12 protein-coding genes are annotated in these 15133 nt (G+C 66.4%); 7 read left to right on the forward strand and 5 right to left on the reverse strand.

What is annotated here, in order from left to right:
• Window positions 1–27 precede the first annotated feature (27 nt).
• A complete protein-coding gene (locus CDI09_RS00900; protein WP_078524533.1) occupies window positions 28–597 on the reverse strand; it encodes a DUF1285 domain-containing protein in 570 nt (189 codons plus the stop codon).
• 94 nt (window positions 598–691) lie between these two features.
• On the opposite strand from CDI09_RS00900, the gene CDI09_RS00905 reads away from it, so the two are divergent.
• From CDI09_RS00905 to CDI09_RS00930, 5 genes are all read left to right on the forward strand, one after another.
• Window positions 692–1744 (forward strand): AAA family ATPase, encoded by a 1053-nt coding sequence (locus CDI09_RS00905; protein ID WP_078524534.1) that lies wholly within the window; start codon window positions 692–694, stop codon window positions 1742–1744.
• A 2-nt stretch (window positions 1745–1746) separates the two neighbouring features.
• Window positions 1747–2748, forward strand: coding sequence for a DUF58 domain-containing protein (locus tag CDI09_RS00910; protein WP_078524535.1), 1002 nt, complete (start codon window positions 1747–1749; stop codon window positions 2746–2748).
• Entirely contained in the window at window positions 2745–5480 is a 2736-nt protein-coding gene (locus CDI09_RS00915; protein WP_110571145.1) for a DUF4159 domain-containing protein, read from the forward strand. Before CDI09_RS00910 ends, CDI09_RS00915 begins: the two co-directional genes overlap by 4 nt.
• Window positions 5481–5485: 5 nt before the next feature.
• Window positions 5486–7621: a hypothetical protein gene (locus CDI09_RS00920; RefSeq protein WP_078524536.1), complete on the forward strand. Its 2136-nt coding sequence runs from the start codon at window positions 5486–5488 to the stop codon at window positions 7619–7621.
• Window positions 7622–7898: 277 nt separating this feature from the next.
• Window positions 7899–8495 (forward strand): ankyrin repeat domain-containing protein, encoded by a 597-nt coding sequence (locus tag CDI09_RS00930; RefSeq protein ID WP_078524537.1) that lies wholly within the window; start codon window positions 7899–7901, stop codon window positions 8493–8495.
• Window positions 8496–8602: 107 nt separating this feature from the next.
• On the opposite strand, the gene CDI09_RS00935 is transcribed toward CDI09_RS00930, so the two are convergent.
• The 4 genes from CDI09_RS00935 to CDI09_RS00950 form a co-directional block, all read right to left on the reverse strand.
• Window positions 8603–9877: a DNA adenine methylase gene (locus CDI09_RS00935; protein WP_110571147.1), complete on the reverse strand. Its 1275-nt coding sequence runs from the start codon at window positions 9875–9877 to the stop codon at window positions 8603–8605.
• Between the two features lie 22 nt (window positions 9878–9899).
• Window positions 9900–11003 (reverse strand): site-specific DNA-methyltransferase, encoded by a 1104-nt coding sequence (locus tag CDI09_RS00940; RefSeq protein WP_061271341.1) that lies wholly within the window; start codon window positions 11001–11003, stop codon window positions 9900–9902.
• A 7-nt stretch (window positions 11004–11010) separates the two neighbouring features.
• The gene (locus CDI09_RS00945) at window positions 11011–11664 is read right to left on the reverse strand and encodes a ribonuclease HII (protein WP_078524540.1); all 654 of its coding nucleotides are present in this window, start codon (window positions 11662–11664) and stop codon (window positions 11011–11013) included.
• 156 nt (window positions 11665–11820) lie between these two features.
• Window positions 11821–12123, reverse strand: a complete 303-nt coding sequence (locus CDI09_RS00950) for a CsbD family protein (RefSeq protein ID WP_078524541.1) — start codon at window positions 12121–12123, stop codon at window positions 11821–11823.
• Between the two features lie 178 nt (window positions 12124–12301).
• Between CDI09_RS00950 and CDI09_RS00955 the strand changes: the two genes are divergently transcribed.
• Both CDI09_RS00955 and CDI09_RS00960 read left to right on the forward strand, forming a co-directional pair.
• On the forward strand, window positions 12302–13690 hold the full coding sequence (locus tag CDI09_RS00955; RefSeq protein ID WP_078527704.1) for an MFS transporter: 1389 nt from the start codon (window positions 12302–12304) through the stop codon (window positions 13688–13690).
• A 181-nt stretch (window positions 13691–13871) separates the two neighbouring features.
• Window positions 13872–15089: an MdtA/MuxA family multidrug efflux RND transporter periplasmic adaptor subunit gene (locus CDI09_RS00960; RefSeq protein WP_078524542.1), complete on the forward strand. Its 1218-nt coding sequence runs from the start codon at window positions 13872–13874 to the stop codon at window positions 15087–15089.
• Window positions 15090–15133 lie beyond the last annotated feature (44 nt).

A 15133-nucleotide genomic window follows, 5' to 3' on the forward strand; every position in this document is an offset into this window, starting at 1 on the left:
CCTGGGCCAGCGTGGCAAGCGGGCTGGTCACGAAGCCGCCTCCATGACGGAAAGCGGGAAGAACACATGCTGGCTCCACACGCCAAGGCAGGGCACGCCCTGATGGTACCCCTCCACCGCGAGGGCGGCCAGTTCGTAATAGACGGGCCGCGCGATGCGGGCCTCGATCGGCAGCGCGCCATCGCCATCGCGCACATGCAGGTAGGGCACGGGGCCGGTGCCGCAGCCTTCGCACGGCACGTTCCAGTCACATCGAATCGGGTGATCCGGGCCTGCACAGATCACCTGATCGACATTGGTGCGAAACGAGAGCACCTGCCCCCGCCCGCAGCCATGCCATTCAAGGTGGTTGGCCACGAACGGAGCGTCCTCCACCTCGATCGTGCCCTGCTCCACCGGTGTCTGGAGCCTGAAGCCACCCCGCGCGTCGCGCCGCAGGGTGGAGGCGAACAGGCAGACCATCGGCTTGCGGCGGATGGGGGAGCCACGGTACAGCCACGTTCCGTCACGCCTGATCACGAACGGCAGCGCGCCGCATGTTCCCGCCTGCCCCGGCGCACGGGCGGGCGGGTTCTGTCCTGTCTCGAAATCGTCCATCAATTGCGTTAACCCGACACTATGGAAGCTGCTGGACTTGATATAGGGATCAACACTGCCTTGATGAAACCCCCGGACCTGTCAGACTGTTGGAATGATGACCATGGATGATACCTCCCCCCTCCATGCGGCGCCGCAGGCGGGCATGACATCCCCCCCTTCCCTGACCGGCGAGCAGATCGCGGCCCGGGCCGAGAGCATGGGCGCCCGCCTGCGGGCCGCACGGGCGGAAATCGGTCGCGTCATACTGGGGCAGGACCGGGTGATCGATCTGGTGCTGACCACCATCATGGCTGGCGGGCACGCGCTTCTGGTGGGCGCGCCGGGCCTGGGCAAGACGCTGCTGGTGACAACGCTGGGTCACGTGATGGGCATGGACGCACGCCGCGTGCAGTTCACGCCCGACCTCATGCCCGCCGATATTCTGGGCAGCGAAATCCTTGATGAGGACGAGACCGGCCGCCGCAGCTTCCGCTTCGTGGCGGGGCCGGTGTTCTGCCAGCTGCTCATGGCTGACGAGATCAACCGCGCCAGCCCCCGCACGCAGTCGGCACTCCTGCAGGCCATGCAGGAGCGCGAGGTGGCCATTGCGGGCACCAACCACCCGCTGCCCCGCCCCTTCCACGTGCTGGCGACCCAGAACCCCATCGAGCAGGAAGGCACCTACCCCCTGCCCGAGGCGCAGCTTGACCGGTTCCTGATGCAGGTAACGCTCGACTTCCCCACCGCGGAAGCCGAGCGCGCCATGCTGCTGGCCACCACCGGCACCACCACCGCCACCGCCAGCCCCGTACTGACGGCGGCCGACGTGATCGAGGCGCAGGCGCTGGTGCGCGCCCTGCCTGTGGGCGAGCAGGTGGTTGATGCGATCGTGCGCCTCGTGCGCGCGGCCCGACCGGAAACCAGCGATGACCCCACGATCCGCGAGGCCGTGGCCTGGGGCCCCGGCCCGCGCGCCGCACAGGCGCTGATGCTGGCCACCCGTGCCCGCGCCCTGCTTGATGGCAGGCTCTCTCCCACCATCGAGGACGTGGTGGCGCTGGCTCACCCCATTCTGGCCCACCGCATGGCGCTGTCCTTTACCGCACGGGCGGAAAACCTGCGCCTGTCCACCCTGATCGATACGCTGGCCGGACGGATCGGCTGACATTGGCTGCCCTTCCCTCCTTCCTGTCCCGGCTGATCCCGAACGCCGCCCGTACGCCCGGTGCGCCACGCCCCGCGCCTGAGGCGGCGGAGGCCGGGTTCCTGCCACGCAACGCCATCACCGCCACCGCGCTGGCTGATGACCTGGCAGGAAGGCTGCCCGCCCTGCTCGTTGCTGCCGAACGCCTGGCCCGCACCGTAGGTCAGGGTAGCCACGCACGCCGCAAGGCAGGCCAGGGCGACGAGTTCTGGCAATACCGCCCCGCAACACAGGGCGAGCCGGCCAGCGCCATTGACTGGCGGCAGTCGGCGCGGGGCGACCGGGCCTTCGTGCGCGAGCGCGAAGCACAGACTCCTCATATCATATGCATCTGGTGCGATAATAGCGCCTCCATGCGCTGGCATTCCGATCCCGCCCTGCCGCCCAAGGCCGAGCGGGCCTTCCTGCTGGCGCTGGCGAGTGCGGCCATGCTGCTGCGGCAGGGCGAACGGATCCGCCTGCTTGGCACCACTCCCACAACTCCGCCGCTGCGTCTGCACGGCCATCACGCGCTGGAACAGATGGCCCATGCGCTGCTGGCCGCCCTGCGCCATGCGCCCGATGCACCGGACCTGCCGCTGACCACCGCCATCCCCGCCCGCAGCCGCGTGCTGCTGTTTGGCGATGGACTTTACCCACCCGCGCAACTCGAGACCTTTTTGCGCCAGCTTGCCATGTGTCAGGCCACCACCACGCTGGTGGAGATCCTCGACCCCGCGGAGACCACCCTGCCCTATACCGGCCCCACCCGCTTTACCGGCGTGGAGGAGGATATGGCCCGCCTGCTCCATGGCAGCCCCACGCTGCAGCAGGACTATGCCCTGGTCTGGCAGCGCCATCAGGCACGGCTGCGCACGCTGTGCGCAGCCGTGGGCAGCCCACCCGTGATGCACATGACCGACCAGCCGCCACTTGCGGCGCTGATGGCCCTGCACACCCTGCTTGAAGCGGGAGGACGGCCATGATCCTGCTGGCGCCCTGGATGCTGCTGGGCCTGCTGGCCCTGCCCGCCGTGTGGTGGCTGCTGCATGCCCGCCCGCCCGCGCCGCGCACGCAGTCCTTCCCGCCCATGCGGCTGCTTGGCGCACTCGCGGCCCCGCCGCCCGATGCGACCTCCGCCCCGTTATGGCGCGTGCTGCTGCGCTGCCTGGCCGTGCTGGGGCTGGTGCTGGGGCTGGCACAGCCGGTTTTCCCACGCGGACAGGGCGGCCTGCCCGATGCCGACTGCCTTATTGTGCTTGATAACGGCTGGGCTGCGGCGGGCACATGGGCACAGCGCATCCACGCGCTTGATGGCCTGCTCGACCACCTTGCGCGCACGGGCCACACCGCCCGCCTGCTGCTTACCGCCCGCAATGACGCGCTCGACCCCATCACGGTCCAGCCTGCCGTGCAGGCCGACCTGCTGCGCAGCCAGATCGACCCGATGCTGCCACGCGCCTGGCCCACCGACCGCCTTGCGGCCACCCATGCGCTCACCGCCCTTGCGGGCCAGGGCTGGCGCGGGCCGGTCATCTACATTGCCGACGGTCTGGCCACGGGAGGCGACACGGATTTTGCCACGGCGCTGGCCGCCATTGGCCCCGTGCATGACATGCAGGTGCCGCAATCCGATATCATGCTGCTCGCCCCGCCTGCCAGCAATCAGGGCAGCCTGGCCACGCGGCTGCGCACGGTTCCGCGCGACCATCCGCGCACGGGCCAGCTCCGCCTTGAAACCGCGTCTGGCGGCACGCTGGGCCTGCTGCCGGTGAACCTGCCCGCGGGCGCCGACCATGCCGATCTTGCCCCCGACCTGCCCGCCGAGCTGCGCAACAAGGTCGATCACCTCGCCCTTGATGGCATGGCGGGGCCTGCGGGCCTGCGCCTGCTTGACGAGCGCGAACGCCAGCGCCCGGTGGGGCTGATTGCAACCGGCAGTTCCGACACGCCGCTGATGGGCAGCCTGTTCTACCTCCGCCGCGCGCTGCAACCCACCGCCGAACTGCGCGAAGGCGATCTCGATACGCTGCTCGCGCGCCCGCTTTCGGTCATCATCGCGCCCGATGGCACATTGGGCAGCCCCGAAAGCCGCAAGAAAGTCGCGGCATGGGTGCGCGCGGGCGGCACGCTGATCCGCTTTGCCGGCCCGCTGCTCATTCAGGGCGCCGACGCCACGAATGGTGGTGACGAGACGCCACAGCCACAGACCGACCCGCTGCTGCCCGTGCCGCTGATGGATGGCGCCCGCGTGCTCGGCGGCGCAATGTCATGGAGCAGGCCCGAACATCTGGCCCCCTTCCCCGCCACATCGCCATTCCATGATCTGGACATCCCGGCCGATGTCACGGTGTCGCGGCAGGTGCTGGCCCAGCCTTCCACCGATCTCGACAGCCATAGCTGGGCACGGCTGGATGATGGCACGCCGCTGGTCACCCACGCTGCGCTCGGCGCGGGGCAGGTCGTGCTGTTCCATGTCACCAGCACGGCGGAATGGTCGAACCTGCCGCTTTCGGGGCTGTTCGTGGGCATGCTCCAGCACCTGATCGATCAGGCTTCAGGCATCGAAACGCCCGCTGGCACCACCCTGCTCGCCCCCTACATGGCGCTTGATGGCGATGGCACGCTGGTCTCGCCGCCCGCAGGGGCGCAGGCGCTGCGGGCCGATGCGTTTGGCCACACCGCCCCCAGCCTCGAACACCCGCCGGGGCTGTACGGGCCGCGCAACAGCCGCCGCGCGCTCAATGTGGGCGATGACCCGGCAGCCCTTGCGGCCCAGCCCCCCATCGGCACCGTATCCGACCTGCGCGGGCAGGTGGCTGACCTGTCGATCGGGCCTGCGCTGCTCCTTCTGGCCGCCGTGCTGCTGCTGGCCGACGGGTTGATCAGCATCATGCAGCGCGGGCGGCAGTGGCGCGGGCTTGCGGCGCTGGCCCTGTGCTGCGGCATGGGTACTGCCTGCGCGCAGGCGGCCGACATACCGCCCGACGTGCCACGCGCCGCGCTCGAGACCCGGCTGGCCTATATCGTGACCGACCACCCCGAGATTGATGATGTATCGAAGGAGGGGCTTCAGGGCCTGTCGGACTACGTCAACGCCCGCACCTCCGCCGTGCTTGGCCACCCCGATGGCGTGACGCCGGAGCATGATGACCTGTCCTATTACCCGCTCATCTACTGGCCGGTCACGCCAGATGCTCCCACCAGTCCCGCCCGCACTGCGGCGCTGAACACCTATATGCGCCACGGCGGCATCCTGCTGATCGACACGCAGGGCCAGGACCCGGCCACGGCCCCCGAAAACGCCAGCAGCTATACCGGCTCGGCACCCGGCACGGCAGCAGCACTCAAGCGCATGACGGCGGGGCTGGACCTTCCGCCGCTCACCCGGCTCGACAGCCACCATGTGCTCTCGCACACCTTCTACCTGCTGCATGATTTTCCCGGTCGGTACGATGGCATGCCCGTATGGGTGGCGCAGGAGGGCGACAGCACCAATGACGGGGTAAGTCCGGTCATCATCGGCAGCAATGACTGGGCACATGCCTGGGCGGTGGATGAAGCGGGCAACACGCCCTATGCCCCCGTGCCCGACGGGGCGGAACAGCGCGTTACGGCCTACCGTTTTGGCGTGAATGCCGTGATCTATGCCCTGACCGGCAACTACAAGGCGGACCAGGTGCATGTGCCTGCGCTGCTCAAACGGCTTGGGGAGTAAGCGGCATGCCTGACCTGTCGCGCCACATGATGGCGCTCAGCCCGCTTGTGCCCGCATGGTGCATCAACCTGCTGGTGGTGGCCTGCGCCGCACTCGCCCTGTGGGGCCTTGCCCGCCGGGTGCGCGGGAGCGTATGGCGGCTGCTGGCCGGACTGGGCGTGGCCTTGTGGCTGTACAACCCCCAGCGCATTACCGAGACATGGCACCCCCTGCCTGAAACAGCACTTGTGGTGGTGGACCAGTCGGCCTCGATGAACGAGCGCAACCGGGGCGAGATGGCGCGTAATGCGGCAACCCGCGTGCAGGCCGCCATGAACCGCGTGCCCGGCCTCGTGCCGCGCATCGTGACCGTGCGCGAGGCCCAGCATGGCGGCACGCGGCTGTTTGCCGCATTGCAGCAGGCAGCGGCTGATATTCCCCCCTCCCGCCTGGCGGGCGCGGTGCTGATTACCGATGGCGAGGACCATGACGTGCCCGCCGCCGTGCCCGACACGCTCAACCCCGATGATGGCAACGGCCACCACACGCTTCTGCCGCTGCACGTGCTGCTGACCGGCAAAGGCGAGGAAACCGACCGCCACCTGCGCGTACTTCAGGCCCCGCCCTTCGCCATCGTGGGCAAGGACGTGACCATCCGCGTGCAGATCGATGACCAGGGGGCACCTGCCCAGCCCGGCGCCACCACGCAGCTCACGCTCACGCAGGGCGATGGCGCGACCTTCACCCGGCCAGTCAGGATTGGTGAGCCGCAGGACATTACCCTGCCCGTCACCCACCCGGGCGAGATGCTGGTGGGCCTGTCCGCCCCCGAACTGCCCGGCGAGGTCTCCACGCGCAACAACCATGATGTCATCCGCATCAACGGCGTGCGCGACCGGCTGCGCGTGCTGCTGGTGTCAGGCACGCCCAACCAGGGCGAGCGGGTGTGGCGGCGGCTGCTCAAGGCCGACCCTTCGGTTGACCTCGTGCACTTCACCATCCTGCGGCCACCCGACCGTGATGACGGCACGCCGCTTTCCGACCTGGCGCTGATCGCCTTCCCGGTCAATGAACTGTTCCAGCAGAAAGTGGGACAGTTCGACCTCATCATTCTCGACGGGTTTGAAAACCGCGGCATCCTGCCCGAAGCCTATCTGCGCAACATCGTCAACCATATCCGCGAAGGCGGTGGGCTGCTGCTGATTGGCGGGCCGGAATTCCTTACCGCAGGCTCCCTTCAGGATACGCCGCTTTCCGATATCCTGCCCGCGCATGTGACCACGGACAATGGCATGGCCATCAGGCGTTTTCAGCCTGACCTGACCGAAACCGGCATGCGCCACCCGGTTACCTCCGGCCTGCCGGGCGCGCCCGAGCATGCGGGGGCCAAACCTGGCTGGGGGCCGTGGTACCGCAGCCTGCGCAGCGATTCCGCCCGGGGCGAGGTGCTGATGACCGGCCCCGACCACCAGCCCCTGCTGGTGCTCGACCATGCGGACAAGGGGCGCGTGGCCTTCCTCATGTCCGATCAGGCCTGGCTGTGGTCGCATGGTGAGGGCGGCGGCGGCCCGCAGTCCGAACTGCTGCGCCGCATCTCGCACTGGCTGATGAAAGAGCCGGAACTCGAGGAAAACCAGCTTGAGGCCAGCATTACGGGGGGGCAGATGACCATCACCCGCCGCTCGGTCACCACCGGGCCTGCGCCGGTGGTGCATGTCACGGCGCCTGATGGCGCCAGCCGGCAGGTCACACTCGAGCCCGCGGGCAATACCGGCCTCGCCCGCGCCCGCCTGCCCGCAACACAGGAAGGCATATGGACCGTGCGTGATGACGCCGGGCATGAAGCCTTCGCCGCGCCGCGCGCGGAAGACCCGCTGGAGTTTGCCGACCTGCGGGCCACGGCATCCGTGCTTGGCCCCATGGCGGCGGCAACCGGTGGCGGCGTGCACTGGCTTGGCGCGGACGCGCAGGCTCCTTCCCTGCCGAAGATGGTGATGGCAGACGCAGGCCACGCTTCATCGGCCAGCCGTTTTGCCTTCCCCGCCCGCAATGCGCACAGCGTGTCCGGGCAACAGGCAAGTGCCGTGCTCCCGGCCTGGGCCGTGGGGCTGTTCGTGCTGCTGATGGTGTTCATGGCATGGTGGCGGGAGAGTCGGCCGTGAGAGCCTTATTGAACCCAAATTATTGATAAAGAAGAATAAAAGTTTTGGGGCACCGCCTTTTTTCAAAAAGGCGGCGTTCTGTGAAGCGTTCTGACGAATGCTTTATCCACAACACCTTTATGATTGCCCGATGTTGAGCAGACTGGCTTTTCAGGCAGCCGTAGCGGGGAAGTGGATTAATCGTCGCATCAACCATCATTTTGCGGTAATCAGCAGAACCGGCAGGCGGCGTAGGGCTGTTGCGCGGCTGGCTGAACGTTCACTCTCGGGACAGGACATGATTTCCAGATCCGGTATATATCTTCTTGTCGCCGCCCTGTTCGCGGGCCTTCCTGCCGTGTGCATGCCGCTGCATGTGGCCCATGCACAGGACGCCGAAGACTCTGAAGCCGAGTCCGAAGCTGCCGACGCCGCCAAAAAGGCCGAAGCCCGCCGCGCGGCCAAGGCGGCAGCGCCTCCAGCCGCCCTGCCCGGTGCTGAATCGCGCGAGGAAGAGCACGGCCACGCCAATGCCGACATGAACCCGACCAATGCGCTGTTCGATGCGATCAACCGTGGCAGCCTTGGCGCGGCGAAGGAAGCGCTGAACCGCGGGGCCGACATGATGGCCCAGAACCAGCTGGGCCAGACGCCGCTTGATATGGCGATCGACCTGAACCGTAACGACATCACCTTCCTGCTGCTGTCGATGCGCACTTTCTCGGATGCCGATCCGCATTTCGCCTCCAACAACCTTGAAAGCGGGGAAGACGACACCCCGCCACTCACCATGCCCCGGCATGCCTCGACCACCGCCTCACCCGACCGGCGTTATGATGCGTCCGGCGGCCATGCCGACCCGTCAATCGGGTTCCTGGGCTTTGGCGGCAGCTAGACTTACCGGGAGTGCCTGAAATGCTGGCGCATCAGAGGCTGCTTTTTTAAGTTACGGCAGTCTTTTCCAAAGCTTTTAAAAAAAAGCTTCACCAGAAACGTCTTTCTTCATGAGGCATCGTTCAGGCTGGTCTCAAGCGTGGTGATCTCGTGCCAGAGCTCATCGGCCGTGCGCTGTGGCGGGCGGCGGGTGTTGGTCAGCACGACGAATTCCAGCGTCATGGGGCGTGTGGAATAACGCTGGCGGCTGACACGGTAGCGCTTGTAGGGGCGGGTAAAGACCTGCACCGCACCGCGCTCGCAATTGGCCTGCAGCATGTCCCTGAGCGCAATGAAGCCATCGGTGCTGTAACTCGTGGCGATCCAGCGCGTATCGAGCACCGATAGCAGGTGCCGGTAGGCCGCAAGCGCCTGCCTGCGGTGGTTGTAGGGGCTGCGCCGCTCGGTGCGCCAGTCCTGGCGTATGGCCGCCTTGTCGCGCCCGGTAATCTTGGGGGCCAGGGGCGGGCTGTCCCACAGGGCGATGGTGTTGAGCACGTGATAATTGGCGCCATAGGGGTGCTGGTTGTAGGGCGGGTCGATATAGGCGATGGCCGCCTCCCCCACTTCCCCCGCCAGGGTGTCGGCCAGGGCATGGGCATCCATGCGCAGCACCCTGTTCTCATGCCCGTTATCAATAAAGGCCGCCGGGCGTAGCGCAAGGTCGGCGGCAATGCGGTACAGCGCCGTGCCCGTGCGCCCGCCCCAGCCGTGGTGAAACCCCTTGAACAGCCCGCTGGTATTGCTGTTGTAGCTGGCGCTGTACAGCAGCGGAGCCAGCAGGCAGGCCTTCTGCTCCGCATCAAGCAGGCCATCGTGTTCCCACCGGGCAATCTGCGCGCGAATGGCGTCGATGCGCATGCCATTCTTGCGCATGTAGAACATCCGGTCGCGCGCGGTGTCATAATGCACGTCATCATCAGGGCACAGGTGGCGGGTGATCCAGCCTTCCAGCGGCGGCAGGGCGTTGAGTTCCGCCATGACCTGCTCATAACTGCGCCCGCCATGAAAGACCGGCGCGCGTGACTGGACGATATGGCAGCGGTTGATCTGTTCGCTATAGGGCTCCCAGTCATTGCACAGCACGCGAAAGCCAAGCCGCTTGGCAAGCCTTGATACGACGCCGGTGCCCGCAAACAGGTCGATGAAGTCCGTGCGGGGCGGCGCCTCGCCCGTGGCCGCTATGGCCTGCGCGATCAGGCCGAGCAGCTTGCGCTTGTTGCCGATATAGGGAATGAGCTGGCTGAACAGGTAATCCCCGGTCAGCAGCGCGGAATGGCGGCCCGGGCTCCATTCCATGCCGGACGGGCCATGCGGCCCGTCAGGATCGGGGTGCCGGTTCATGCCACCCTGCCTTCCCCCGCCATCAGGATGCGACGGCTGCCTGCTCCGCCCGGATCTCGCTGCGCAGCGTATCGAGTTGCACCAGTTCGCCTTCGTGCTCGAAATACCAGAACGTCCAGCCATTGCACGAAGGCGCATTGGTCAGCGTCGCCCCCATTTTATGAATGGAGCCCCGGTGCCGTCCGCTGACCAGCGTGCCATCGGGCGAGACGGTGGCGCGCACGCGCTTCTGCCGGTCCATGAGCACGGTGCCCGCAGGCACCATGCCGCGCTCGACCAGCACGCCAAAGGGCACACGCGGGCTTTCGCGCCGGGCGGGGGTGGTCAGCACGCTGTCAAGCGGCACGGGCTTTTCGCGCCGGGCGCGGCCTATCGCGGCCTCGGCATAATCGGGGTGGCGCTCGATGCCGATAAAGCGGCGACGCAGCCTGCGCGCCATGGCCGTGGTGGTGCCGGTGCCGGTAAAGGGGTCGAGCACCACGTCATCCACATTGGTCGAAGCCACGAGCACGCGGTGCAGCAGGCTTTCTGGCTTCTGGGTGGGGTGCAGCTTCAGGCCGTGTTCGTTGCGCAGCCGCTCGCCGCCGGTGCATAGCGGCAGGTACCAGTCCGAGCGCATCTGCACATCGTCATTGAGCGCCTTCATGGCCTGATAGTTGAATCGGTAGCGGCTGTCTGGGCCGCGCGCGGCCCAGATCAGCGTTTCATGCGCGTTGGTGAAGCGCCGCCCCCGGAAGTTGGGCATGGGGTTGGACTTGCGCCAGATCACATCGTTCAGGATCCAGAACCCCAGATCCTGCAAAATCGCCCCGATGCGGAAGATGTTGTGATACGAGCCGATGACCCAGATCGTGCCATCCTTGCGCAGCACGCGGCGGGCCTCGGTCAGCCAGGCGCGGGTGAATTCGTCATAGGCCCGCAGATCGGCGAATTTGTCCCAGTCATCATCCACGCCATCGACCACGCTGTCATCGGGGCGGCGCAGTTCCCCCTTGAGCTGGAGGTTGTATGGCGGATCGGCAAACACGCAGTCGATCGAACCTGCGGGCAGGGTCTGCATCATCTCGACACAGTCGCCACGCAGCACCTGGTCAAGGGGCAATTCCATCATTACCGCACCGCTCATGAATTGTTCAGCATGATGGCTGCTCCGCGCTTGAATGTAAGGAAGAAGGACCGGCAGCCTGCATGATGCGGCGCACCGTGCCGAATGCCGCCCGGTGGTGGGGGCTGACGCCGTGGGCCATCAGGCCCGCGCGGTGGATGGGAGTGCCGTAACCGGCATTGCGCTCCCAGCCATAAGCGGGCCAGCGCCGGGACAGGCGCTCCATGGCCCGGTCGCGCACGACCTTTGCCACGACCGAGGCCGCGGCAATGGACAGGCTGACCGCATCACCGCCCACGACGCATTGCGCCGGGCACCCGAAATCGGGCGCGGCGTTACCATCGACCAGAACCAGTTCGGGCCATTGCGGCAGGCGGCCAACGGCGCGCTGCATGGCGATCCATGACGCGCGCAGGATGTTGTGCTGTTCGATTTCGGCCACGGAGGCCGCGCCCACCCCGATCAGGACATCAGGGGTGTCATGCAGCGTATCGTAAAGCTGCTGCCGGACCCTGGGCTTGAGCTTTTTTGAGTCATCAAGCGTGTCAGCCAGGTTGCCCGGCACGCCCGAGAGGAACATGACCGCCGCCGCGACGACCGGACCCGCCAGCGGGCCGCGACCGACTTCATCGACACCGGCGACCCGTCCCCCATGGGCGTGCTCAAGCGTGTAATCCGGCATCCAGTCCTTCCCGTCCGGGTGCGAATCGGGGTTCAGGCCCGATTCGCACCAGATTCATGTTCTGGAAGGATGGAAACCATTTTTATGCACGGTTGTGCAAGATGCTGTGGACTCATCGAGTCCCTTAAAATGAAAAAAAAACGACTCGAGCCGCGATCAGCCCTTGCGACGGGGGATGAAAATCAGCCCCATGATGGTGCCGAGCACCGCCGCGATACCGAGGGAAAACAGCGGGCGTTCACGCACGAAGGTCACGGCGCGCTCGAGCTTGCCTTCGCCTTCATCGTACAGATCGGCAAATTCCTGCCGCGCCATGCCCGAAAGCTGGTCGATCTTGCCTTCGGCCTGCATGCCCACATTGCCCGTAAGGCCGCCAGCGGCGTCCTTCAGGCGGCCAATGCCTTCATCAACCATGCCTTCGCCCTTGGTCTCGATGTTTTTTGCCTTGTCTTCAGACATCACTCACACTCCGTAATATCGCTGTTTTGTAGCGTGGACCCATAACGCCACGATGGCGCTTGCAGTTCCGTACCTCTTATTATCATGCATGATGACGCCGCCCTTGACGACAGCCCAAACCGAACGGCCCGCGCCCGGCACCGACATGCCTCCCCTTTCGCCCCGGCGCAAAAGGCTCATGGCGCTGATCGTATCGAGCCTGATGATGATGGAACAGATCGATGGCACGGCGCTGACCACGGCGCTGCCCGCCATGGCGGCGGACTTCCATGTCGATATTCCACAGACCAGCATCACGCTTACGGTCTACATGCTGGGGCTTGCGGCGCTGATCCCGGCCTCGGGCCGCATTGCCGAGCGTTTTGGCAACCGAGTCACGCTGCGCTGGGCCATTGTCGTGTTCCTTGGCGGCTCGCTGCTTGGCGGGCTTGCGCCCAACCTGCCCGTGCTGGCGCTCGCACGGCTGGTGCAGGGGCTGGGCGGGGCGATGATGGTGCCGGTGGGCCGGCTCGTGATCCTGCAGAACGTGCCCAAATCGGAGCTGATGTCGGCCATGGCGTGGGTCATGCTCACCGCCACCATCGGCCCCATGGCAGGCCCGGTGCTGGGCGGCGTGCTGACCTCGCTGCTGTCATGGCGGTGGGTCTTCTACATCAACATCCCGCTCGGGCTGCTGGCCATCGGGCTGATCGGGCGGTTCATTCCGCAGGTGCGCATGCCCCATCCCCCGCCGTTTGACCTCAGGGGCAACGTGTGGTGCGCGCTGGCGCTGGCGGGGCTGATCTTCGGGCTGGAACTGCTGACCCATTCCGGCACGGCCCGCATCATGGCCTGCGCCCTGCTCGTTCTGCCGCCGGTGTGCAGCGTGGCGTATATCCGCCACGCGGGCCGGGTCGCGCACCCGGTGCTTGACCTGTCGCTGCTGCGGGTCAGCACCTTCCGCATCTCGGTCATCGCGGGGGCGTGCACGCGCATCGCCACCGGGGGCATCATCTTTCTCCTGCCCTCCCTGCTCCAGACCCGCTTTGGCGCGAGTGCCGCGCAGAGCGGGCTGATCACCTTCATCGCCCCCATGGGCGCGCTGGTCATGCGCTTTGCCACGCCCTCGCTTTACCGCGCCCGGGGCTACCGTGCCGTCATGTGCGCCAGCAGCCTGACCCTGCCCTGCGTGTGCCTGCTGCTCGCCCTGTACAACCCCGCCATGGGCACGGCCGTGCTGCTGGCGCTGCTGGCCGTGCATGGCATGGGGCAGACCACGGTCTATACCGGCTACAACACCATCGCCTATGCCGACATGCCGCCTGCGCGCATGGGGGCTGCGACAAGCCTGTATTCAACCGCCCAGCAGGTCATGCTCACGCTGGGCATATGCTTTGCAGCGGGGGGACTGACCTCCGCGCGCCTGGTGCTCCCGCCATCACTCCAGGCGCAGGACTACCGCCTGACCTTTATCCTGTGCGGCCTTGTCGCCATGATCGCGCTGCCTGTCCTGCTGCGGCTTTCGCCCAATGCGGGAGCGGCGGTGAGTGGTCATGACCACACCGCCACACAAAAGGACCGGTTATGAAACATCGGGAGGTTTTTCGCCCTTCCACCTGCCGGATGGGATGTTACATTCGCTAACTTATTCCATTCACGCGCCATGTTAATACTGGGGCAATCCCAGGTTCGACCTTACGCTTTTTTTATAATGGCCCGGTTATTCACACCGGCCCCAACCGACAGCAAGCAGGCAGAAACCCGACCGCATGGATACAACGCCCCCCCCGCCCCGCGCCAGCGCCACCCCCACGCCCCCGACCGACCGACCGCGCCGCGGGCGGCGCGTGCTTTACCTGGCGGGCGGGGCGCTGGCGGTCATCCTGGCGGTCGCTTTCCTGCGCCCCCATGCCTCCACCCACAAAAAGCACGCCACAAGCGGCGACCAGCCGGTGGCGGTCACCGCCGTAAGCAAGGGCGACATGCCCGTGGTGCTGACGGAACTCGGCACGGTGGTGCCCATCACCAACGTCACCGTGCAGTCGCGCATTGATGGCTACCTGATGCAGGTGCTCTTTACCGAGGGGCAGCATGTGCACAAGGGCGACCTGCTGGCCCTGATCGACACGCGCCCCTATGAGGTGCTGCTGGCGCAGTATGAAGGCCAGCTGGCACAGGACGTGGCCCAGCTTAAAGCCGCGCAGGTGGATAACGCCCGCTACCAGCGCCTGATCCAGCAGAACAGCGTTGCCGCCATGACGGCCAAGGACCAGCAGTACAAGGTCGAGCAGCTCGAAGGCACGGTCAAGGCCGACCAGGCGCTGGTCGATAACGAGAAGCTCCAGATCACCTACTGCCATATCGTGGCCCCCGTTGACGGGCGCGTGGGCATCCGTGAAGTGGACATGGGCAACTACATCACTGCGGGCCAGACCAATGGCCTCGTGATCCTGACGCAGATGCAGCCGATCTCGGTCATCTTCACCCTGCCTGAAAACGACATCGGCCCCGTGGCCACCCGCCTGCGCGAAGGCACGCCGCTTGAAGTCGATGCCTGGGACAGCGCCAACCTCAACAAGATCGCCGCCGGCCAGGCCAGCGTGCTCGACAGCCAGATCGATACCTCGACCGGCACGGTGCGCATGCGCGCGATCTTCCCCAACTCGCACGAAGAGCTTTTTCCCAACCAGTTCGTCAACGCCCGCATGCTGGTCAGCACCGACCATGACGCCCTGCTCGTGCCCACCAATGCACTGCAGAACGGCCCCAACGGCCAGTTCGTGTACGTCGTCAAGGCGGACAGCACGGTCGAGGTGCGCAACGTCAAAACCGGCCATGCCAACAACACCATGACCGTGGTGACGGATGGCGTGAAGGAAGGCGAGCGCGTGGTGACCGATGGCGTGGACCACCTGCGTGATGGCGTAAAAGTCAGTATTCCCCAGGCCGCCGACAGCCCCGCCGCCCCGCAGAAGGGCAAGGAGTAGGGTGCGCGCCCGCCTGCCCGCCCCCCTGCCTGACCTGCCCTGCG

Source organism: Komagataeibacter nataicola, from assembly GCF_003207795.1.
Classification (GTDB): Bacteria; Pseudomonadota; Alphaproteobacteria; order Acetobacterales; family Acetobacteraceae; genus Komagataeibacter; species Komagataeibacter nataicola.